Genomic DNA, 19,930 nt, shown 5'->3' with positions numbered 1-19,930 from the left:
GGTGTCCCGGGCGTGCCCTGAGCCCGCCCCGGGCGCGGCGGACGGTGCCACGGACATACTCGCCAGGGGTGTCACGAGAGGCTTGCGGGGCATACAAGTTGTCCCGGAGTCCCGGCGGGTGGCACCCGCGTGTGGCAGGGTCTCCGGCGGAGATCATCGGCGGCGGGGACCGGTGATGCGGCCTCGGGGGAGGGCACGGCATGGCGGCCATGGGGGAAGGTGGCCTGAAATCGGTCGGCAACCTCGTCACGGCGTTGAAGGAGTTCCGCTGTCTGACGGATCCGGATCTGCGCACGCTGTGTCTGGATCTGGTCGCCATGGAGCTGGAGATGACCAGCGTCCCCGTGCGCGCCCACCGGGTGACCGACTACTTCCTGGTGGAGCTGGCCCGCGAATGCCTGGAAAACGTGCGGATCATGCACGCGCTACGCGCGTCCCTCGCGGTGATGGCGGCGGCGGACGAGGACGCGATCAAGCGGCTCGACTCGGTCATGGAGCAGATGACGGCCCGTCCGGCGCTGCCCGAGACCGCCGTCGCGAAGCTGCGGCCGCTGCTGGAGGAGCTGGAGATCGAGCAGCTGGGCCAGTTGTGCCGTACGGCGGCGGGCCCGCTTCAGGACGTCCCCGCGGTCACCGGCCCGTGGCACGCCTTCGAGGTGCTCAGCCGGATGAACGCGCAGCCGGGCGGGCTGCCGCCGCAGCTCGCCCTCGTGGAGTACTTCGCGGCGGCGGCGCGTCCGCTTCAGCGGGCCGACGCGCTGCGCGACTGGGCCGATGAGCAGGCGCGGGAGCTGGGCCTGACGCCCCAGCTGCGGTCGCTGCGGCAGCAGGTGGGGCATGCCGCCCCGGCCGGTCCGGTGGACGCCTATCTGGTGATCCGGTTGCTGCCGCGGGAGGAGGCCGGGGCCTATGAGCTCTCGTCCTGGCACCAGTACGACCCCACCGGCTGGCATCCGGTCCGCGGCCCGGTCACCCAGGTCACCGCGGAGACCGCGGAGCGGGCGGTCCAGACGCTGGTGTACCAGGCGGCCGAGGAGTGGGACGACGCCCGCGCGATCCACATCGAGTTCATGCTCGGCCCGGATGACCTGAATCTGCCGGTCCACCGCTGGCGTCTGGAGCTCGACAGCGAGCTGCCCATCCCGCTGTACATGCACTACCCGGTGGTCGTACGGAGCCTGGAGCGCAGCCGGACCAGGCGCTGGCACCGGGAGTGGAAGCACCGCTGGAACCTCCTCGACCAGCAGCCCGAGCGCGCCAAACAGCTCGTCGTGGACGGCGAGGACCCGGACAGCCCGCGCTCCGGCGACCCCACCGCCCTGCTGGCCCGGCTCAAGGCCGATCCGCAGGTGGTCGCGCTGGTTCTGACCTCGCCCCCGGGCATGACGCCCGAGGGCACCTCGGAGGCGCTGACCGCCTGGCGGGCCGGGATTCCGGTGGTCTCCTGGGACGGCCGGGCGACCCGGACCCCCGGCTTCGTCCAGCAGCTGAGACAAAATCAGGCCGACGCCAGCGGGAACCTGGCACGGCTCCGCGAAGCCGTGACAGAGTTACGTCTGGACGCCCATACGATCGATTCCGCGGAGCGGGAGCATCACCTGGGGCAGCATGTGGTGCTCGTTTGGGACGACCCGACCCGTCCCGTGGAACCGCAAGGGCGCATTACGGGGCCGGACGAGGGGGTGGGTGGTCGATGAGCGACGAAGAGCCTGCGCGGCGCCACAACGGACGGATCCACCAGGATTCCGGTTCCGCCTCGGCCGCCCTGCCGTCCGGGATACCGCGCCCCTGGTGGATCTACCAGGGAACCGGGCGTCCGCTGCACGATGTGAGCCTGGAGGAAATCCTTCCGCCGCCGCCCCCGTGGCGCGCCTTCGGCGGGGTCTCGGCCCGCCCGGTCGAGGGCAACGGCCGGTCCGGCGCGTTATCGGACGCGGACGACGCCCCGACCGAGGCCCCGGCGCCGTCGGAGGACGAGCAGGACGCCGCCCGGCGGCTGGGCGCGGCCCCCCTCGGGGTGCGCTCCGACCCGGAGGAGGCCGATCTCGTCAACGCGGCGCTGATCCTCAGGCGTCCCCTCCTGGTGACCGGCCGCCCGGGCACCGGCAAGTCCACACTGGCGTACCGCATCAGCCGGGAGCTGGGCCTGGGCCGGGTGCTGCGCTGGCCGATCACCACGCGTTCGACACTGCGGTCCGGGCTTTACGGCTACGATGCCGTCGGCCGTGTGCACGCCGCCGCGGCCGGCCAGGCGTCGGAGGGGGACACGCACGAACCCGGACCGGAGGACATCGGCGACTTCCTCCAACTCGGGCCGCTGGGCACGGCGATGCTCCCGCACCGCCTGCCGCGCGTCCTGCTCATCGACGAATTCGACAAGAGCGATATCGATCTGCCCAATGACCTCCTCGACATCTTCGAGGCCGGCGAGTACGCCATCCCCGAGCTGGTGCGCATCCGCAGACGCCGTCCGGCCGTATCGGTCCTCACCGACGACCCGGAGCGCAGTACCGTCATCGCCTCGGGGCGGGTGCGCTGCCGCGCCTTCCCCGTCGTCGTCATCACCAGCAACGGCGAGCGGGAGTTCCCGCCCGCGTTCCTGCGGCGCTGTCTCCAGCTGCGGCTGCCCGACCCGGACGCGGACCGGCTCGCCGCGATCGTGGCCGCGCATCTGGGGCGGGCCGACGATCCGCGTGCGCGGGAGCTGATCCAGATGTTCCTCGAGCGCAGCGAGCGCGAAGGCGGCCTGGCCGCCGACCAGTTGCTCAACGCGGTGTATCTGGTGACGTCCCAGTCACATGTTCCGGGGCCCGAGTGGGAGGAGCTACTCCAGGCCGTCTGGCATCGGCTGGACAGCGCAGCGGGCTCGACATGACACATGACCCAGGCGGCAGGTCCGCCGGGCCGGGCCCACGGGGCCTCGACTGGCGGCAGCTCGCCGACGCCCTGTGGCTGGCGGTCTGCAAGGCCGAGACGGACCGTGGCCCGGGACCGCCGGACCCCGGCCCCCTCCCCGGGACACCGGAGGCGGACGCCCCGCCGCCCGGTGACGAGCCGTCGGACGAGCCGCGGCAGGACCTGCGGGGGGAGCGCCCCCCGTCCGGGCCCGAGGCGGCGCCCCCGGTGCCGGAACCGCCGCTCCCCGCGGAGCTGGCCGGCGTGTCCGCGCCGCCCGGCGAGGCGGAGCCGGTGACCGTCGCGGAGGCCTTCGTGCCGGCGCGCCGGCCGTCCGCCGACGGGCCGCCGCTGCCAGAGCGCGCCCTGTCCCGGGCGCTGCGGCCGCTCAAGCGCACCGCGCCCTCGCCGGTCGAGACGGAGGTCGACGAGGAGGCCACGGCAGAGCGCGCGGCGCGCGACGGGCTGTGGGTGCCCGACCTGGTGCCGGTGCGCGAGCGCTGGATGGACGCCGTCCTGGTGGTGGACTCCGGCAGTTCGATGGTGGTGTGGCGGCGGACGGCCGCGCATCTGGTCACCGTGTTGCGACGCACCGGCGCCTTCCGGGATGTGCGGGTGCACCGGGTGAACACCGACCATCCGTTACCCGAGGAGGACCGGTCGCCGGTGGCGGGGATGGCGCCGCGCGGCAAGCGTACGGTGCTGGTGCTGACCGACGGCATCGGTGCGGCCTGGGCCGATGAGAGCGCCCAGCGCGCGCTGGCCGGCTGGGCGCGGCAGGCGTCGGTCGCGGTGCTGCACGTCTTACGTCAGGGCCGCTGGCATCACACCGGGGTGGCGCCGGAGCGGGTGCGGGTGCGGATCCCCGAGCCGGGCGCCCCCAACGGCAGCTGGCGGCGGGCGGACGGCGGCTCCTGGCCGGGCGGCGCGCCGCCGGTCCCGGTGCTGGAGCTGGAGGCGCGGTGGATGGCCAACTGGGCGCGGCTGGTGGCCCGCCCGTCGGCGCGCGGCGAGGACACGATGGCGCTGCTGCCCGGGGCGCCCGCCGAGCGCTGGGATCCCGAACCGGAACCGAGCGCCTGGGACCGCGTCTTCCGGTTCCGCGCCACCGCCTCGCCGAGCGCCTTCCGGCTGGCGTCCCGGCTGGCCGCGGCCCCGTTGAACATTCCCGTGATGGAGTTCGTGCAGGGCATCCACCAGCCGGAGGGCGCTCCGGGCGATCTGGCCGAGATCCTGCTGGGCGGGCTGCTGCGCAAGGTGGGGACCGCCGACCCGCTGGACGAGACGGGTATCGGCTACGAGTTCCACGACGGGGTGCGCGAGCTGCTGCTGTCGGCCGGGATGCGGGACGAGTCGCTGTACATCCTCGGCAGCGTCCTGGACCGGCTGGGCCGCCGCTGGAAACCGCTGCTGATGCTGCGGGATCTGCTCAACCACCCCTCGGGCTCGGTGGGGGACCTTCCCAGGACGGAGCGGCTGCTGCCCTACATCCGCCTCCAGGAGCAGGTCTACCAGGCTCTTTCTGGGCCGTACCTGGAGGGTGCGCGCTCCTTTCGCGCCCTTGTCCTGGCCCATCAGGCGCTCGTCCGCTCGGGGGAAAGCCCGCCCGATCCAGTTGAAGACGCATCACACAGGGGAAAATATGTGGTCTCCGAGGCGGTTGCGGCCATGACTGACTCCATGACTCCCCGACCAGACCCGCTGTCCCAGGCCGACGATTCACCATCCCCGCCGGCGCCCGGCACGCCGGGCCCGGCGGGGGAGCATCTGAGAGGAACATTCGTGTCCGTGACCGCTGCCCGGACCCTGCCCACCGTGGAGGAGCGCCAGCCCGGGGAACCCCCGTCCATTTGGGGAAATGTACCGCCCCGGAACAACAACTTCACCGGTCGGCAGAGGCTGCTCGACACTCTCCACGAGCGGCTGAAGAGCGAGGGCACCGCCGCCGTGCTGCCCGAGGCCCTGCACGGGCTGGGCGGGGTGGGCAAGTCACAGATCGCCCTGGAGTACGTCCATCAGCACGCCGCCGACTACGACGCGGTGTGGTGGATCCCGGCCGAGCGCCCCGAGCAGATCCGCCAGGCGCTGGTCCAGCTCGCCGACCGGCTCGGGCTGCACGCGGGCATGGAGGCCAACACGGCCGTGCCCAGCGTGCTGGACGCGCTGCGCACCGGACGCCCGTGCCGCAACTGGCTGCTGGTCTTCGACAACGCCGAGGAGCTGGAGACGGTTCGGCCGTTCTTCCCCGCGGGCGGCCCCGGCCGGATCCTGGTCACCTCGAGGAACGCCCAGTGGTCGCGCGCCGCCCGCACCGTCGAAGTGGACGTCTTCGAGCGGGAGGAGAGCATCGAGCTGCTGCGCCGCCGGGGGCCGGAGCTGCCGCGCGAACAGGCGGACCGGGTCGCCGACGCCCTGGGGGACCTTCCGCTGGCCATCGAGCAGGCGGCCGCGTGGCTCACCGAGACGGGGATGCCGGTCGACGAGTATCTCCAGGTCTTCGAGGACGAGCGGGCCGATGTCTCGACCCGCCGCAATGAGCTGCTGGCGGCGGGCGTTCCGGTGGACTACCCCGAACCGGTCGCCGCCGCCTGGAACATGTCGCTGCGGCGGCTGGCCGAAACCCATCCCGGTGCGCTCCAGCTCCTCCAGATGTGCTCGTTCTTCGCGCCCGAGCCGGTTTCCCGGCGGCTCTTCTCCGGGGTGCGCGGGGTGTCCCTCTCCCCCGAGCTCTCGGAGGTGCTACAGGACCCGATCAAGCTCGGTCACGCGATCCGTGAGATCAACCGCTACGCCCTGATCAAGATCAATCACCGCAGCAACACGATCGAGATGCACCGGCTGGTGCAGGCCGTGCTGATCGGCCAGATGTCCACGCAGCAGCAGGCGGACATGCGGCACAGCGCCCATGTGCTGCTGGCCTTCGGCGACCCCAATGATGTCGCTCCCGCGAACTGGGGGCGGTACGCCGACCTCCTCTCCCACGTCCGGGCGTCGCGCGCGATGGAGTGCGATGACAAATGGGTGCGGCAGATGGTGCGGAACCTGGTTCGCTTCCTCCACGTCTGGGGCGACCACGAGGGCGCGCTTGAGCTCGCCACCCAGGTGCGCCGGCAGTGGGTGGAGACGCTCGGCGAGGACAGTGCGGAGACGCTGGCCGTCTCCCGGACCCTGGGCCATGTCCTGACCGTGCTCGGCCACTTCAACGAGGCCCGGGAGCTCAACCGCCGGACGCTGGAGCTCCAGCGCGCCAGGGAGGGCGACGACCACGAGAACACCCTGGTGACTCAGGGCGCGGTCGCCGTCGACACCCGCTACCAGGGCGACTACGCCCGCTATGTGGAGCTGGAGAAGGACCGCTGGACCAGGACCCTGCGGCTGTTCGGGGACGAGGACCCGTACTCCAGCGCCGCGACGAACGACTACGCCGTGGCGTTGCGCGCGGCGGGGGACTACGAGCGCGCCCGGCAGCTGGACGAGAGCGCCCGGCGCACCACCGGTCTGGTGCTCGGCGAGGACGCCCTGCTCACCATCCTGGTGGAGGCCAACCTCAGCATCGACGTCCGCGAGGGCGGGGACTACCTGGCCGCCCGCGACATGCTGGAGCAGACCTGCGCCCGCGCCCGCCAATTGTTCCCGCCGAACACACCCACCGTGGTCTACGCCCTGCGCAACCTCGCCGTGGCGCGCCGCAAGGCGGGGGACCACGAGGGCGCGCTGGACCTCAGCCGGGAGGTGCTGGAGCGCTACCGGCTGCGCTACACCGAGCCCAACCTCCACATCACCAACTCGGCCCTGGCCCTCTCGATGGATCTGCGGCAGACCGCCGATCTGGAAGGCGCCCGTGAGCTGGGCCGGAAGTGCCTCGACGATATGCGCGTCCTGCTGGGGGAGCGGCATCCGGCGACCCTGGGCGCGGCGGTCGACCTCGCCGTGACGCTGCGGCTGCTGGGCGAGACGGACGAGGCGCTCGCGCTGAACAAGGAGACGCTGCCGGTGCTCGTCGAGCGGCTGGGGGCCGACCATCCCACGACACTGGCGTGCGCCATCAACACGGCCAGCGACCACTACACCCTCGCGGACTACCAGGAGGCCCACGACCTGGACACCGCGACCCTGGCGGCCTGCCGGTCCCGGCTCGGCGAGGACCACCCCACCACGCTCGCGTGTGCGGTCAATCTGTCGGGGGATCTGCGCGCGCTGGGCGAGGGCAGGCAGGCGGAGGAGCTGCACCAGGACGCGCTCGGCCGGCTGCGCCGGGTGCTGACGGCCAACCACCCGGCGACGGTCGCGGCGGCCCGGGGCATCCGGGCGGACTGCGATGTGGAGTCGATCTCCATCTGAACCGGCGTCCGCGTCGCCGTTCGCGGGGCCCGTGCCGCGCGCCGTTCACCCGTGGGTACGGGTCCCGATCCACCGCGCCAGCGCCACCGGATCGGGATCCGTGCCCGGCGCGGTGCGCAGCTCCCGGTGGACGGACAGGACCAGTTCGGGGTGGTTCAGCAGCGTCGTCCTGGCCGCGCCGTCCGGCAGGCCGAGCGCGAGTCCCGCCCATGCCGCGATGTCGTCCGGGTCCGCTTCCAAGCGGGCCCGGTAGCCGCGCAGCGCGGCCGCGGTGTCCCCCGCGGCCCAGTCGAGATCGGCCCGGTCGGGGGCGTCACCGCCCCCGGGCAGCCCCGCTCCCCCGCCCTCGCACAGCCGGGCGAACCCCGCCGGATCCGCGAGCCGGAGCCGGGCGAGCGCGGGGCGCGCCGGCGCCTCGGGACGGGTCGGCCGGACCGAGGTGCCCGGCAGCTCCCCGGGAGGGTCGGTCCGCTCCCGCCAGGCCCGCGCCCACCGAGCGGTCGGCTCCGGGTCCGCCGCCAGGTGGCGCATGCGGTGGACGAGCCGGTGATCGTGGATCAGGTCCGAGGCCAGCCCCTTCGGCACGGAGGGCACCCGCTGCGCGAGCCACAGGGTCAGCCGGTCCTCCAGCCGGTGGAGGAACTCCTCGCCCCTGGCGGTCAGTTCGGCGTGGGCGAGGAGCGTGCGCAGCCCCGATGCGGTCTGCGCCCGGCGCAGGGCGAACTCGAACGCGGCGGTGTCCCGGGCCGGGCCGGGCTCGGCGCGCCGCAGCCGGTCCCACCAGAATCCGGTCACGCCCAGGAACGCGTACACCCCCTGGAGGAGCCCGCGCAGCGGTCGCGGGTCCAGCCGCCAGGGCGCGTAGTGGATCTCCTCCAGGCCCCCTTCGATCAGGGGCACCAGGTCCATCAGGGCGCTGAGCTTGATGTGCTGGGCCTCGTGCACCAGCGCGGCGGCGAGGGTGAGCGGGTCCGTGGCCCCGTTGAGCAGCACACAGCCGTAGGCCTCCGGCGATGAGGCGCTGAACGGTTCGGGCCAGGCGGCGTACGGCACGGGCACGACGGAGGACAGGCAGGCGCCGATCCCCCGCGGGTCCACCTGACGCTGTTCCGAGACCAGCCGCCACGCATTGCCGAATCTCTCCTGCCAGCCCTGCCACTCTTCGTCGCCGAGCCGCTCCGGGGCCCGGATCCGGAGAAAGTCACGATAGGGGTCGAGGTCGTCGACAAGGGGGGCACACACAATCCCCTCGTGCTCTCCGCGCAGCCTCCGCAGTCCGTGCCAACCGGGAGCGTCCTCGGAGAAGTCGGCCGGCAGCGTCACCGAATACGGGCCGGATAACACCGCCGCCTTCTGCCCGCTCCTGACGACCTCGGCGACATCGGTCGTGTCCGGAATGCGGGCGATTCCCAGAGCCGGCAATATCACCCCGCCCTCGCGCACCGGAACGGTGCCGCGAAAGTCGATTCCCGCGAGAAGAGCGGCCGAGACGGCTATGGCGTGCAGATAACCCACCGCACTCCACAGCGGCTCGTCCCCCGATTCCAGACCGCGCAGCCTGCGCAGGGAGCGGTTGAGCCACACGCCCATGGGAGGGTGCAGCAGCAGCCTGTCCACGGCCGCCGGGGAGCTGCGCTCGGCCCGAACCAGCAGGTGCCAGGCGTCCCGGGGCGGGGGAAGGGGGCCGAGCGGGGCGGGGTCCGCGGAGGCGATGTCCACCAGGGCGCGCAGCAGCAGCATGGCCCGGCTGCGCTGCCCCGACCTCAGTTCGGCCACGGCCGAGGGGCCGCCCGAACCCCGCGCCAACTCGGCGAAACCCCCCGCCGATAAACGATGGTTGAGGCCCCACGTGACGGAGGACGTCATAGCCGCCTAACTCACACAGGGTTCCGACGTCGACGAGTTGCCGATCGTCGGCGGGCGCTGGACGAGGTCGAGCAGCCGCTCCGTCACCGCGGAAAGCCCTTCGTACCGATCGAGGTCTTCGAGTGTCGCCCCCGAAAGGTCCAGCAGCTCTGTCTCGACCTCGGTCGCGACCCGCTCCATGACACCGTCCCCCTCCGGACGCTCCCTAACGGCTCATATGAGGCATCCCTATGGTGGCCTACCCCTAATGATTGCGAAAGAGTGAACACGGCCAGTCGACGCCTGCGTTGTCAAGATTTTCGGACACTTGCGCGCGCCCCGGAGCCCCCCGATATGCCGGTGTCATCCCCCGGTTCCGGATTGCATCGCCTCGACCTCGAACACGCCTCCGCACACCCGGAACGACCGGGCCGAGACGTCCATCGCGTCGAAGGAATCCGGCGGATAGACCCGGATCCGCGCGGCGGTGCGCCGGCACGGGGTGTCGTTCATGCCCTCGTTGAGCGTGTGCAGACTGCTCGAGGCGCTGCCGCCGGGCGGCAGGGAGACCGGGGAGCGCGTGGGACCGCGCCGGGTGGCGGGGTCGCCGATCACCGCGCCGGTGGAGTCGAGCAGCGAGACACCGGGGTATCCGGTGAGCGTGCACGTCGTGGCGGACTTGTTGGTGAACACCAGGGGCAGGTACACATTGCCGGCGCCGATGTCCATCCGGCCGACCGCCAGCGTCAGCCGCGCCTTGGAGCAGACGCGGCGCACCCCGGACGCGGCGGCGGGCTGCGAGGAGGACGGGCGCGAGGGCGGAGGGGACTGCGCGGTCCGCGAGGCGGGCCGTTCGTTCCGGGAGGAGCCGCTCTCGGACGAGGCCGAGGAGGCGGCCGAAGGGGAAGAGGGTGGCGCGGCGGAGGCGGAGGTAACGGACGAGGCGCGCCGCGCGGAGTCCCCGTCCCCGGTGTCGCTGCCGCACGCGGTGACCGTGGCCAGCGCGCCGATCAGCAGGGCGCATAAGACGGGCGGCCGGGACCGCGCCGCCGTCGTGCGCCGGGTCCTGCGCCGAGGAGCCGAACCGTTCCGTTGACTCATGAGCGACCTCCCGAGGTCAGCCGTCTGCCGGGGGCCACCGGCATCGAGGGCGGGTGCCCCGATGCCTCCGGTGCATTCCCCCTGGGACTCCCTTCCCCGCGCGCGGGCTCTTATGTCCGGGGCACATTGATCGCGTCGGGGCTCAAATTCCTCACATTGGATTCTCTACCGCAAACATCCGAACACCTTGTCCACGCCAGAACCCTGGGATTACTGTTCGGCAGCCATCGCACTCGCCAACTGCCGTACCAGGACAGGAAGAAGGACTCCATGGCCGCACGCGGACGTCATCGCCGGCCCCGGCCCCACCGTGTCTCGCGCACCTCGCTCGCGATCACCGCGGGCGGTGCCGGCGTCGCCCTGCCGCTCATCGGCATCGGCCAGGCGAACGCCGCCTCAGCCCCCACCCCCACCTCGCCGACCCCGAACGCCACCACCGTCTCGGCGGTCACGACCACGAGGGCCGAGCCGCTGCTCATCGTCCCGAAGGCCGTGCCCGAACCACCGGCCAAGGCCCAGCCCGGGCCCGGGTCGTACACCGTCGTCCGCGGCGACACCCTCTCCCGGATCGCGGACCGGGAGAGAGTGGCGGGCGGCTGGGAACGGCTCTACGAGATCAACCGCCAGGTCATCGGCGCCGACCCGGATCTGATCCGGCCCGGCCAGCAGCTCACCCTCGGCCACCGCTGAACGAGCCCGTACCCGGACAGCGCACACGGGCAGCGCATACGCACAGGAGCCTCCGCCCGCGGTGGACCACCGCGGCCGGAAGCTCCTTCGCCTCAACGGCCTTACATCACCAAATGCGCCTTGGAGTGGGTGACTTCCTCAATGTCGCCGCCCGCCTTGCCGATCAGCCGGTGCGCCAGGTTGGTCAGTGCCCGCGCCGCCGCGATCTCCTCGCCGACCCTCGGCTGTGCCGGGTCGTCGGGGTTGCGGTTGGCACGGCCCTGGGCCAGCATCTCCGTACCGTCGTGCATCCTCAGCCGGACGACCGCTTCGGTCAGCGGACCGATCTCACGGAACTCCATCTGAATGTCGCATCCCACGATCGTCTCCATCGCGCTCACCTCCTGCATCACCTTCCAGGATGCGCCTCACCGGCCTCTCCGGTCGACCGGGACAGCAACTCCACCACCTCGTCGTCCGAGGTCTGCGAGAAGTCCTCGTACCACTCCCCCACCGCCGCGAAGTCCGACGGGGTGGAGAGGGCCACCACCTCGTCGGCGTCCTCGCGCAGCGCGGCGACCGCGTCCGGCGGCGCCACCGGCACGGCGAGGACCACCCGCGCGGCGCCCTGGGCCCGTGCCACCCGGCAGGCGGCCTGGGCCGTGGCGCCGGTCGCGATGCCGTCGTCCACGATGATCACGGTGCGGCCCTCGGCCGGGATCCGCGAGCGGCCCTGCCGGAACCGGCGCGCCTTGCCGGCCAGCTCCTCCCGCTCGGTCCGCTCCACCTCGGCGAGATCCTTCTCATCGGCCCGGCTCATCCGGACGATCGCCTCATGGATGACGCGTACATCGCCCTCGCCGATGGCGCCGAACCCCAGCTCCCGGTGGTAGGGGACGCCCAGCTTACGGACGATGATCACGTCCAGGGGCGCATGGAGCGCCCTGGCCGCCTCGAAGGCCACCGGCACCCCGCCCCGCGGCAGCCCGAGTACGACCGGTTTCTCATCCGCCAAGGGGCGCAGCGCCTCGCCGAGGCGCCGCCCGGCGTCCGTCCGGTCGGTGAAGATCATGACTCACCCCCGCTCCTGAAGGACTCGTCCACGTATCAAGCCGATATCCATCGAGTCGGCGGTCCGCCCATCAGCGAACCGGCGGTTCCCGGCCGCCGGCCGGGGCGCGCGGATACCGGAGACCCGGCACTCTGGAGGTATGGAGAACACCACCGGCCCGGACGAGTCCGGTTACCCCGTCTTCGTCGAGTCAATCGAGGCCGACGGCCGCTACCGGCTGGTGCGGCTGCGTGGCTTGGGGTGCGAACCGCTGGAACGGGAGGAGTTCGAGCCGCGCGTCCGGCAGGTCTTCCCCGATATCGACCTGGACGACCCGGCCCAGGTGCACTGGGAGGACCGGCCCGGGCAGTGGCCGCCCTGGCATCCGGGCGAGGCATGACCGCCCTGGTCGGCACCTCGGGATGGCAGTACCGGGACTGGCGCGGCGATCTCTACCCCGAGGGCTGTCCGCAGCGGCTGTGGCTGGAGGAGTACACCCGCGCCTTCGCCACGGTGGAGAGCAACAACGCCTTCTACCGGCTGCCGTCGTACGACCAGTTCGCCACCTGGCGGGAGCGGCTGCCGGAGGGCTTTGTGATGGCCCTCAAGGCGAGCCGCTACCTCACCCACATCAAGCGGCTGCGCGATCCGGAGGAGCCGGTGGAGCGGCTGATGTCCCACGCGGCCGGGCTCGGCGACCGGCTGGGCCCGGTGCTGGTGCAGCTGCCGCCCACCCTGCGGGCCGACGGCGAGCTGCTGGACCGCTGTCTGGGCTGCTTCCCCTCAGGGACGCGGGTGGCCGTCGAACCGCGGCACACCTCCTGGTGGACCGAGGAGATCCGCGCGGTGCTGGAGCGCCGCTCGGCCGCGCTGTGCTGGGCCGACTCCGGCTCCCGGCCGGTCACCCCACTGTGGCGGACCACCGGGTGGGGGTATCTGCGCTTCCACGGCGGCCTCGCCCGCCCGGCCCCGCGCTACGGGCGACAGGCGCTGACCACCTGGGCGCGGCGGGTCGGGGACGCCTGGCCTGCCGACGCGGAGGTCTACGCGTACTTCAACAACGACACGGGCGGGGCTGCGGTGCACGACGCGGCCGTCTTCGCCCGCGCCGTGGCCAGCCTCGGCCGCCCGGTCAGCCGCACCCCCTCGGCTTGAGCCCGCTGCCCGCCGGACTCACTCCTTCACCGCCCCGCCCAGCATGCCCTCGATGAACCGGCGCTGGAGCGCCACATAGACCACGACCACCGGCAGGGCGATGAGTACCGAGGCGGCCGCGAGCAGCGCCGCGTCGGAGCTGTGCTGCCCCTGGAAGAAGGCGAGGCCGAGGGGGACCGTGCGGTGGGCCTCGTCGCTGACCATCACCAGGGCCATCAGGAACTCGTTCCAGGTCCACATGAAGGTGATCACGACCATGGTGGAGATCGCCGGGCGGCCCATCGGGACCAGCACCCGCCACAGCGTGGTCCAGGTGTTCGCCCCGTCGATCCGGGCCGCCTCGATGACCGCCCGGGCGCTGCCGCGGAAGTACGTGCGCATCCAGAAGACCCCGAAGGCCAGGGACTGCGCGGTCTGCGGCAGGATCAACGCCCAGTAGCTGTCGGTGAGTTCGGCGTAGCGCAGATCGAAGTAGAGCGGGACGACCAGTGCCTCCTGGGGCAGCGTCAGCCCGATCACGAAGAGGTGGAACAGCACCGTGGAGCCGGGGAAGCGCATCACCCCGAAGGCGTACGCGGCGAGGATGGCCAGCACGGTGGTGGCGGCCACCACGACCGCCGTGACCAGCACCGAGTTCCCCAGATAGGTGCCGAAGTGGCCCCGGCTCCAGGCGTCGGCGAAGTTGCTCCAGTGGAGCCCGTCCTTGGGCAGTGAGAAGCCGGTGTCCAGGGAGTTCTGTGAGCCGAAGGCCGTGGAGAGGATGCCGATCACGGGGGTGAGGGCGAGGACGGTGAAGAGGGCGAGGATGCCGTAGGTGACGTTGCGTTCCAGGCGTGTGATCATGCCCGCCGCCCTTCCACGAGCCGGGAGACCGTGACGGTCAGGACGAAGATCAGGACCGTGAGGGCCACGCCGACGGCGGCGGCCGAGCCGACCTGGTTGGTCTCGAAGGCCCGGTGGTAGACCTCGTAGGCGGGGACTGAGGTGGCGTTTCCGGGGCCGCCGCTGGTGGTGATGTAGATCAGGTCGAAGTTGCGCAGCCCCGCCACGATGGTCAGGGTCAGCGCCACCGCGATCTGCGGCCGCAGTCCGGGCAGGGTGACGGTGCGGAACTCGCGCAGCGGCCCTGCGCCGTCCATCCGCGCCGCCTCGTACAGCTCGCGCGGGATGCGCTGGGCGCCGGCGAGGAAGAGGACCATGCACAGCCCGGTGCCGACCCAGGTGCCGACGACGCCGACGGCGGGCAGCGCCCAGGTGTAGTCGCCGAGCCACGGGCGGGCGAGGCTGCCGAGGCCGACGGCGCGGAGCGCGTCGTTGAGCAGCCCGTCCGGGGCGAGGATCGAGCGCCAGGCCACGCCGACCACGATCAGCGCCAGGACCTGCGGCAGGAACAGGACCGTACGGAAGAAGGTCATCCCCCGGACCCGGGCCCGGGACATCACGGCGGCCAGCAGCAGCCCGATGGCCACCGGCAGGGCGGCGTAGAAGACGAGCAGCAGCAGCGCGTGGAGGAAGGGGGCGCGCAGGCTCGGATCGGTGAACAGCGCGCGGTAGTTGTCGAATCCGGCGGGGGTGGCGACCGTCAGCCCGTCCCAGTGCACGAAGGACAGCCACACCGACTGCCCGAAGGGGTAGAGCAGGAACACGGCGTACACGATCACCGCGGGCAGGATGTAGAGGTAGCCGATGGCGCGCGGCTCACCGGGCGCGCGGCGGCGGTATGCCCTGGTCAGGGCGGCGAGCCTCATCGGGGCCCCGCCGAGGTGTGCTGCTCGCGCTGCTTCTTCATGAAGGCCCCGTAGTCCTTCTGGAGGGTCGCGGCGAAGCCGTCCGGGGAGGTCTTGCCGCTGACCACGCCCTGGAGGGCGGCCGAGAGGGTGTCGTAGAAGGTGGGGGTGGAGTAGTCGAGGTACGGGACGAGTCCATCGGCGGCGCTCAGCCGCTTCCAACCGGCGATCATCTGGCCGTCGGCGCTGTCCGGGCTCACCCCCGCCGCGGCCTTCGCGGGGACGGCGGGCAGCACTCCGTGCCGGGTCATCACGTCCGCGGCGTGTGCGTCGGTGAGGAAGTCCAGATAGGCGGCGGCCACCTCCGGGTGGCGGGAGCGGGAGGTGATGGACCAGGCGAGGCCCTGGCCGCCGGTGGTGACGGGGTCGCCGCCGGCCTTGGCGGGCGGGGGCGGCATGATGCCCAGCTTGTCCCCCATGGGCTTCTTCAGATCGGCCAGCTGCCAGGTGCCGGTCAGCAGGTACGCGCCGTCACCGGAGGCGAACTTCTTGGCCGCGTCGTCGTACCCGAGGCCGTTGGCGCCACCGGGCAGATAGCCGCGCTTCGCCCAGTCGGCGAGGGTGGCCGCGGCGTTCTTGGCGGCGGCGTTGTCGAAGCCGTCGCCGCGGCCGAGGACGGTGTCGCGGGCGTCGGCGGCGCCGAGCTGGTCGTGCAGCACCCCGAAGGTGTGGATGGCGGGGTACTTGTCGAGGTTGCCGAACTGGATCGGCAGCTCGCCGCGGTCCTTGAGCCGGGCCAGGCCGTCGGTGAACTCGCCCCAGGTGCGCGGCGGTTGGAGCCCCGCCTTCTTCAGCACGCCCTTGTTGTAGTAGAGGCCGATGTACTCGCCGGTCTGGGAGATGCCGTACAGCCGCCCCCTGCCGAAGTCGTCGCCGTCGGCGGAGACCCGGTTGAGGTTCAGCAGGGTGGCGGGGTAGCGGGTGTTCCAGTCGTAGATCCCGGCGTAGTTGTCCAGCGGGGCGAGCAGCCCGGCCCGGACGAAGGCCACCATGTCCGGGTAGCCCTGGTTGGCCTGGATGACATCCGGCGGATGGTTACCGGAGACGGCCAGCTTCAGGGTGGTCTTCAGATCGGTGAAGCTCCGGGCGACCCGCTTGATCCGCACATTGGGGTACTTCCGCTCGAACTCCCGGTTCAGCTGCTGTATCTCGCCGTTGGTCCCGCCGCGTATCTCCTGGTCCCACACGGTCAGCGTGGTCTTTCCGGCCTTCGCCGGATCGGGTATGGCGGTGGCCGCGCCGGTCCCGGCACCGGCGGCCCCCGAGCCGTCGGTGCCGGGGACACACCCCGCGGCGAGCAGGACGACGCCGATGGCGAGGGCGGCCGGGACGGCTCTGCCGCGTGTCCGGCGCGCCCCGGTACGGGCGAGTTCCATGGGGTTCTCCTCGATGCGGTGATCAGGGCCGTCAGGACCGTTGGGCGCTGTCATGCACCCGGAAGCCGATGGTGGGCAGGGCCCGCAGCCGTGGGCAGCCGTGCACCCGGTCCGGGATCAGATCGCCCAGGAAGGCGTAGCGGCGGGCGAGTCCGGACGCCTCCGCCCCGCCGTCGGCCGCCCGGCGCGCACGGTTCCACCAGGCGGCCACCTCCGGCCAGCCGGGCGCGGCCAGGGAGCCGCCGAAGTGCTGGACGGAGAGGGCGGCGGTGAGGTTGGCGAAGGCGAGCCGGTCGGCGAGCGGCCAGCCCGCGAGCGTGCCGGTCATGAATCCGGCCACGAAGACATCGCCCGCTCCGGTCGGGTCCAGCGCGTCCACGGGCAGCCCCGGGACCTCGGCGCGCTCCCCGGTGAGCGAGTCGATGGCCACGGCGCCCTCGGCGCCCCGGGTGACGACGGCGATCGGCACCAGCTCCGCCAGGGCGCGCACCGCCCGCTCGGGGCTGTCGGTGCGGGTGTAGCGCTGGGCCTCGGCGGCGTTGGGCAGGAAGGCGTGGGCGTAGTGCAGATCGGGGAGCGCGGCGGGGTCCCAGCGGCCGGTTTCGTCCCAGCCGACATCGGCGAAGATCTCGCTGCCCTGGGCGTGCGCCCGGCCCACCCAGTCCTCCTGGCGCCCCGGTTCGAAGGTGGCCACACAGGCGCGGGAGCGGGGCGGCGCGCCCCGGACGGCGGGCGGCGGGGCCGGGTGCTCATGGGTGACCATGGTGCGCTCGCCCTCGTACGCCATGGAGACGGTGACCGGGGAGTGCCAGCCGGGGACGCGGCGGGAGGGGGTGAGGTCCACACCCTCGCCGAGGGCCAGGCTCTCCCAGCAGTAGTCGCCGTAGACATCGGTGCCGAAGGCGGCGGCGAGCGTGGTGTGCAGGCCCAGCCGGGCCAGGGCGGTGGCCATGTTGGCGATGCCGCCGGGGCTGGATCCCATGCCGCGGGCCCAGGACTCGGTGCCGCGGACGGGGGCGTGGTCGAGCCCGGTGAAGATGATGTCCAGGAACACGGTGCCGGTGAGGTAGACGTCGTGCTCGGGGTCCGTGGAGGCGCGCAGCGCCGCGAGCGGGTCGATCGGGTGGATCGGATCGGGGGTTCCGGCCGTGGTGCTCACCGACGTGCCTTTCCTTGTGCGGCGGGGCCTGTTCGCGCCTTGTGTGGCAGGTTCTGTTCGCGCCCAGGACCTGGTGGCGTGAGCGACACCTTGCACCTCACCCGGGGTGAATGCAAGAGGTCGATCAGAGTCGCGCACACTCGCTCACCTGGAGTACGTTGCCACCATGCTGCGAGAGAGCCGCCACGAGAAGCTGCTGAGCATCCTCGGCGAGGAGGGCGTGCTGCCCATCGGGGAGATCGCCACGCGTCTCGGCGTCAGCGAGGCCACGGCCCGGCGGGACATCACCGAGCTGGGCCGGGCGGGGCGGCTCACCCGGGTCTACGGCGGCGCGGTGGCGGCGCCCACCCAGGACGAGGAGCGCCCGTTCAGCGAGGTGGTGGTCGACGACCTGGCCGACAAGGAGGCCGTGGCCCGCGCCGCCGCCGAGCTGGTGGCGGACGGCGATGTGCTGCTACTGGACATCGGCACCACCACCCTCCAGCTCGCCAAGCTGCTGCGCGGCCGTCCGGTCACCGTGGTGACCAGCAATCTCGCGGTCTACGACGAGCTGCGCGACGACCCGCGGGTGACCCTGATCCTGCTGGGCGGACAGGTGCGCGCCAACTACCGCTCCGTGGTCGGCTTCCTCACCGAGTCCAACATCCGCCAGCTGCGGGTCGGCCGGCTCTTCCTCGGCGCGAGCGGCGTGCTCCCCGACGGCAGCGTGCTGGACAGCACCCATGTGGAGGTGCCGGTCAAACGGGCCATGCTCGGCGCGGCCCGGGAGGTGGTGCTGCTGGTCACCGCGGGGAAGTTCCCCGGTGACACGGGCCTGGCCCGGATCTGCGGACCGGAGGGCATCGACACCCTGATCACCAACAAGACGTCCGACCAGGCGACGCTCGCCGTGTTCCGCGAGGGCGATGTGGAGGTAGTGACCGTATGAGGCTGACCGTGCTGGGCGGCGGAGGGTTCCGTATGCCCCTGGTGTACCGGGCGCTGCTCGATGACACCGGGGACGCGGCGGGGCGCTGCACCGAGCTGGTGCTGTACGACACCGACCAGCGCCGGCTGGACGCGATCCGCGCGGTCCTGGCCGAGCAGGCCACGGGCCGGCCCACCGCCCCCGCGGTCCGGGCCACCACCGATCTCGACCAGGCGCTGCGCGGCGCCGACTTCGTCTTCTCGGCCATTCGCGTCGGCGGTCTGGAGGGCCGGGCGAACGACGAGCGGATTCCGCTCGGCGAGGGGGTGCTGGGGCAGGAGACCGTCGGCGCGGGCGGGGTGCTCTACGGGCTGCGCACCCTGCCGGTGGCGCTGCGGATCGCCGAGCGGATCGCCACCGTGGCCCCGGACGCCTGGGTCATCAACTTCACCAACCCGGCGGGCATGGTCACCGAGGCGATGCAACGGGTGCTCGGCGACCGGGTGATCGGCATCTGCGACTCCCCGGTCGGCCTGTGCCGCCGCGCCGCGCGGGCGGTCGGCGCCGATCCGGACCGGGCCACGTACGACTATGTGGGCCTGAACCATCTGGGCTGGCTGCGCCGGTTGGTGGTGGACGGCCGGGACCGGCTGCCGGAACTGCTCGGCGACACCGGCGCCCTGGAGTCGTTCGAGGAGGGCAGGCTCTTCGGCGCCGAGTGGCTGCGGGCGCTGGGCGCGCTGCCCAACGAGTATCTGCACTACTACTACTTCAACCGGGAGGCGGTGGCCTCGATCCGGCAGGCCCCGGCCACCCGTGGCGAGTTCCTCCGCGACCAGCAGGCCCGGTTCTACCAGACGGCGGGCTCGGGCGCGCCCGGGGCGCTCAGGGAATGGGAGCGCACCCGGCTGGAGCGCGAGGCCACGTACATGGCGGAGAGCCGCGAGGCCACCGGTGGCTGGGAGCGCGACTCCTGCGATCTGGACGGCGGCGGCTACGACCGGATCGCGCTGGCCATCATGCGGGCCATCGCCCGCGATGAGCGCGCCACGCTGATCCTCAACGTACGCAACCGCAACTCCGTCCCCGGTCTCGATGAGGACGCCGTGGTGGAGGTGCCCTGCCTGGTGGACGCGGGCGGCGCGCGGCCGCTGGCGACCGGCGCGGTGGCACCGGACCAGCTCGGCCTGATGCTGTCGCTCAAGGCGGTGGAGCGCTCGGCCATCGAGGCGGCCACGACCGAAGCGGGCAGCGATTCGGGCATCGCCCGCGGTGCGGCCCTGCGGGCCCTGGCGCTCCACCCGCTGGTGGACTCGGTCAAGGTCGCGGGCCGGATTCTCGACGCCTCCGGGGCGCTGACCGGCTCTTAGCACATGTCCGTTCGGGCATTCCCCAGTATCTGAACCCGCCCGGACGGGCTCCGTTCACGCCCTCTTTCGGCAAACGGGCGAGAAACGGGCCCGCCGGGTGGACAACCAGGCATCCGGGTTCCTCACCGTCCGTTGCCTCATCCGCCATGACCTGCTCTTATAACGGTTGTGAAACGGGCGCATACGGTCACGATCTCTGTGGTGCCAAGACTGGCTTCCCCTGTTGCACGCTTGTAAAACTGCCACGCAAGCCGAAAGACCTAGGCAGGAGGTG

The 19,930-nt window shown here is 72.3% G+C and carries 17 protein-coding genes and 1 pseudogene; 9 read left to right on the top strand and 9 right to left on the bottom strand.

Features of this window, described 5'->3' with window-relative positions; genetic code table 11:
• Positions 1 to 200: 200 nt before the first annotated feature.
• Genes ACJX2R_RS43215 through fxsT form a run of 3 tightly spaced genes read left to right on the top strand, consistent with a single transcriptional unit; the run spans position 201 to position 7,236 of the window.
• Positions 201 to 1,697, top strand: coding sequence for an effector-associated domain 2-containing protein (locus tag ACJX2R_RS43215; protein ID WP_413104523.1), 1,497 nt, complete (start codon positions 201 to 203; stop codon positions 1,695 to 1,697).
• Complete coding sequence (locus ACJX2R_RS43210) at positions 1,694 to 2,875, top strand: AAA family ATPase (protein WP_413104522.1); 1,182 nt, start codon at positions 1,694 to 1,696, stop codon at positions 2,873 to 2,875. The genes ACJX2R_RS43215 and ACJX2R_RS43210 overlap by 4 nt, the downstream gene beginning before the upstream one ends.
• Entirely contained in the window at positions 2,872 to 7,236 is a 4,365-nt protein-coding gene (gene fxsT / locus ACJX2R_RS43205; RefSeq protein WP_413104521.1) for an FxSxx-COOH system tetratricopeptide repeat protein, read from the top strand. Before ACJX2R_RS43210 ends, fxsT begins: the two co-directional genes overlap by 4 nt.
• 45 nt (positions 7,237 to 7,281) lie before the next feature.
• On the opposite strand, the gene ACJX2R_RS43200 is transcribed toward fxsT, so the two are convergent.
• The 3 genes from ACJX2R_RS43200 to ACJX2R_RS43190 form a co-directional block, all read right to left on the bottom strand.
• Positions 7,282 to 9,012 (bottom strand): HEXXH motif domain-containing protein, encoded by a 1,731-nt coding sequence (locus ACJX2R_RS43200; protein ID WP_413104520.1) that lies wholly within the window; start codon positions 9,010 to 9,012, stop codon positions 7,282 to 7,284.
• Positions 9,013 to 9,108: 96 nt separating this feature from the next.
• Positions 9,109 to 9,282 (bottom strand): hypothetical protein, encoded by a 174-nt coding sequence (locus tag ACJX2R_RS43195; protein WP_413104519.1) that lies wholly within the window; start codon positions 9,280 to 9,282, stop codon positions 9,109 to 9,111.
• 162 nt (positions 9,283 to 9,444) lie between these two features.
• Entirely contained in the window at positions 9,445 to 9,810 is a 366-nt protein-coding gene (locus ACJX2R_RS43190; RefSeq protein ID WP_413104518.1) for a DUF4232 domain-containing protein, read from the bottom strand.
• On the opposite strand from ACJX2R_RS43190, the gene ACJX2R_RS43185 reads away from it, so the two are divergent.
• Both ACJX2R_RS43185 and ACJX2R_RS43180 read left to right on the top strand, forming a co-directional pair.
• The gene (locus tag ACJX2R_RS43185; protein WP_413104517.1) at positions 9,803 to 10,177 is read left to right on the top strand and encodes a hypothetical protein; all 375 of its coding nucleotides are present in this window, start codon (positions 9,803 to 9,805) and stop codon (positions 10,175 to 10,177) included. The two genes, ACJX2R_RS43190 and ACJX2R_RS43185, sit on opposite strands and share 8 nt — an antisense overlap.
• A gap of 275 nt (positions 10,178 to 10,452) precedes the next feature.
• Complete coding sequence (locus ACJX2R_RS43180; RefSeq protein ID WP_413104516.1) at positions 10,453 to 10,872, top strand: LysM peptidoglycan-binding domain-containing protein; 420 nt, start codon at positions 10,453 to 10,455, stop codon at positions 10,870 to 10,872.
• Positions 10,873 to 10,973: 101 nt separating this feature from the next.
• Here the strand turns inward: ACJX2R_RS43180 and ACJX2R_RS43175 are convergent, their stop codons facing one another.
• Together ACJX2R_RS43175 and ACJX2R_RS43170 are read right to left on the bottom strand one after the other, a co-directional pair.
• Entirely contained in the window at positions 10,974 to 11,261 is a 288-nt protein-coding gene (locus ACJX2R_RS43175; protein ID WP_020866423.1) for a DUF1876 domain-containing protein, read from the bottom strand.
• A gap of 14 nt (positions 11,262 to 11,275) precedes the next feature.
• Positions 11,276 to 11,923 (bottom strand): annotated as a pseudogene (locus ACJX2R_RS43170) (phosphoribosyltransferase); the annotation flags it as partial.
• A 139-nt stretch (positions 11,924 to 12,062) separates the two neighbouring features.
• Here ACJX2R_RS43170 and ACJX2R_RS43165 point away from each other — a divergent pair.
• The gene (locus ACJX2R_RS43165) at positions 12,063 to 12,302 is read left to right on the top strand and encodes a hypothetical protein (protein WP_262701225.1); all 240 of its coding nucleotides are present in this window, start codon (positions 12,063 to 12,065) and stop codon (positions 12,300 to 12,302) included.
• On the top strand, positions 12,299 to 13,057 hold the full coding sequence (locus ACJX2R_RS43160; RefSeq protein ID WP_413104515.1) for a DUF72 domain-containing protein: 759 nt from the start codon (positions 12,299 to 12,301) through the stop codon (positions 13,055 to 13,057). The genes ACJX2R_RS43165 and ACJX2R_RS43160 overlap by 4 nt, the downstream gene beginning before the upstream one ends.
• A gap of 18 nt (positions 13,058 to 13,075) precedes the next feature.
• On the opposite strand, the gene ACJX2R_RS43155 is transcribed toward ACJX2R_RS43160, so the two are convergent.
• From ACJX2R_RS43155 to ACJX2R_RS43140, 4 genes are read right to left on the bottom strand one after another with little or no spacing between them, the layout of a single operon-like run.
• The gene (locus ACJX2R_RS43155; RefSeq protein WP_413104514.1) at positions 13,076 to 13,900 is read right to left on the bottom strand and encodes a carbohydrate ABC transporter permease; all 825 of its coding nucleotides are present in this window, start codon (positions 13,898 to 13,900) and stop codon (positions 13,076 to 13,078) included.
• Positions 13,897 to 14,805, bottom strand: coding sequence for a carbohydrate ABC transporter permease (locus tag ACJX2R_RS43150; RefSeq protein WP_262701228.1), 909 nt, complete (start codon positions 14,803 to 14,805; stop codon positions 13,897 to 13,899). The genes ACJX2R_RS43155 and ACJX2R_RS43150 overlap by 4 nt, the downstream gene beginning before the upstream one ends.
• Positions 14,802 to 16,220 (bottom strand): extracellular solute-binding protein, encoded by a 1,419-nt coding sequence (locus tag ACJX2R_RS43145; protein ID WP_413104513.1) that lies wholly within the window; start codon positions 16,218 to 16,220, stop codon positions 14,802 to 14,804. Before ACJX2R_RS43145 ends, ACJX2R_RS43150 begins: the two co-directional genes overlap by 4 nt.
• Before the next feature lie 31 nt (positions 16,221 to 16,251).
• Positions 16,252 to 17,379, bottom strand: a complete 1,128-nt coding sequence (locus ACJX2R_RS43140; RefSeq protein ID WP_413104512.1) for a carbohydrate kinase family protein — start codon at positions 17,377 to 17,379, stop codon at positions 16,252 to 16,254.
• Positions 17,380 to 17,545: 166 nt separating this feature from the next.
• Here ACJX2R_RS43140 and ACJX2R_RS43135 point away from each other — a divergent pair, with 166 nt between their 5' ends.
• Both ACJX2R_RS43135 and ACJX2R_RS43130 read left to right on the top strand, forming a co-directional pair.
• Complete coding sequence (locus tag ACJX2R_RS43135) at positions 17,546 to 18,307, top strand: DeoR/GlpR family DNA-binding transcription regulator (protein WP_413104511.1); 762 nt, start codon at positions 17,546 to 17,548, stop codon at positions 18,305 to 18,307.
• The gene (locus ACJX2R_RS43130) at positions 18,304 to 19,656 is read left to right on the top strand and encodes a 6-phospho-beta-glucosidase (protein WP_413104510.1); all 1,353 of its coding nucleotides are present in this window, start codon (positions 18,304 to 18,306) and stop codon (positions 19,654 to 19,656) included. Before ACJX2R_RS43135 ends, ACJX2R_RS43130 begins: the two co-directional genes overlap by 4 nt.
• The last annotated feature ends 274 nt before the right edge of the window (positions 19,657 to 19,930 follow it).

This window comes from Streptomyces sp. Inha503 (assembly GCF_047215865.1).
GTDB classification, from domain to species: domain Bacteria; phylum Actinomycetota; class Actinomycetes; order Streptomycetales; family Streptomycetaceae; genus Streptomyces; species Streptomyces lycopersici.
This window is presented reverse-complemented; position numbering and strand designations above follow the sequence as displayed.

Excerpts from the sequence above, each read along its gene's own strand:
- ACJX2R_RS43215 (WP_413104523.1), top strand. The coding sequence starts at position 201 with ATGGCGGCCATGGGGGAAGGTGGCCTGAAATCGGTCGGCAACCTCGTC.
- ACJX2R_RS43210 (WP_413104522.1), top strand. The coding sequence starts at position 1,694 with ATGAGCGACGAAGAGCCTGCGCGGCGCCACAACGGACGGATCCACCAG.
- fxsT (WP_413104521.1), top strand. The coding sequence starts at position 2,872 with ATGACACATGACCCAGGCGGCAGGTCCGCCGGGCCGGGCCCACGGGGC.
- ACJX2R_RS43195 (WP_413104519.1), bottom strand. The coding sequence starts at position 9,282 with ATGGAGCGGGTCGCGACCGAGGTCGAGACAGAGCTGCTGGACCTTTCG.
- ACJX2R_RS43185 (WP_413104517.1), top strand. The coding sequence starts at position 9,803 with ATGTCCATCCGGCCGACCGCCAGCGTCAGCCGCGCCTTGGAGCAGACG.
- ACJX2R_RS43190 (WP_413104518.1), bottom strand. The coding sequence starts at position 9,810 with ATGGACATCGGCGCCGGCAATGTGTACCTGCCCCTGGTGTTCACCAAC.
- ACJX2R_RS43180 (WP_413104516.1), top strand. The coding sequence starts at position 10,453 with ATGGCCGCACGCGGACGTCATCGCCGGCCCCGGCCCCACCGTGTCTCG.
- ACJX2R_RS43175 (WP_020866423.1), bottom strand. The coding sequence starts at position 11,261 with ATGCAGGAGGTGAGCGCGATGGAGACGATCGTGGGATGCGACATTCAG.
- ACJX2R_RS43165 (WP_262701225.1), top strand. The coding sequence starts at position 12,063 with ATGGAGAACACCACCGGCCCGGACGAGTCCGGTTACCCCGTCTTCGTC.
- ACJX2R_RS43160 (WP_413104515.1), top strand. The coding sequence starts at position 12,299 with ATGACCGCCCTGGTCGGCACCTCGGGATGGCAGTACCGGGACTGGCGC.
- ACJX2R_RS43155 (WP_413104514.1), bottom strand. The coding sequence starts at position 13,900 with ATGATCACACGCCTGGAACGCAACGTCACCTACGGCATCCTCGCCCTC.
- ACJX2R_RS43150 (WP_262701228.1), bottom strand. The coding sequence starts at position 14,805 with ATGAGGCTCGCCGCCCTGACCAGGGCATACCGCCGCCGCGCGCCCGGT.
- ACJX2R_RS43145 (WP_413104513.1), bottom strand. The coding sequence starts at position 16,220 with ATGGAACTCGCCCGTACCGGGGCGCGCCGGACACGCGGCAGAGCCGTC.
- ACJX2R_RS43135 (WP_413104511.1), top strand. The coding sequence starts at position 17,546 with ATGCTGCGAGAGAGCCGCCACGAGAAGCTGCTGAGCATCCTCGGCGAG.
- ACJX2R_RS43130 (WP_413104510.1), top strand. The coding sequence starts at position 18,304 with ATGAGGCTGACCGTGCTGGGCGGCGGAGGGTTCCGTATGCCCCTGGTG.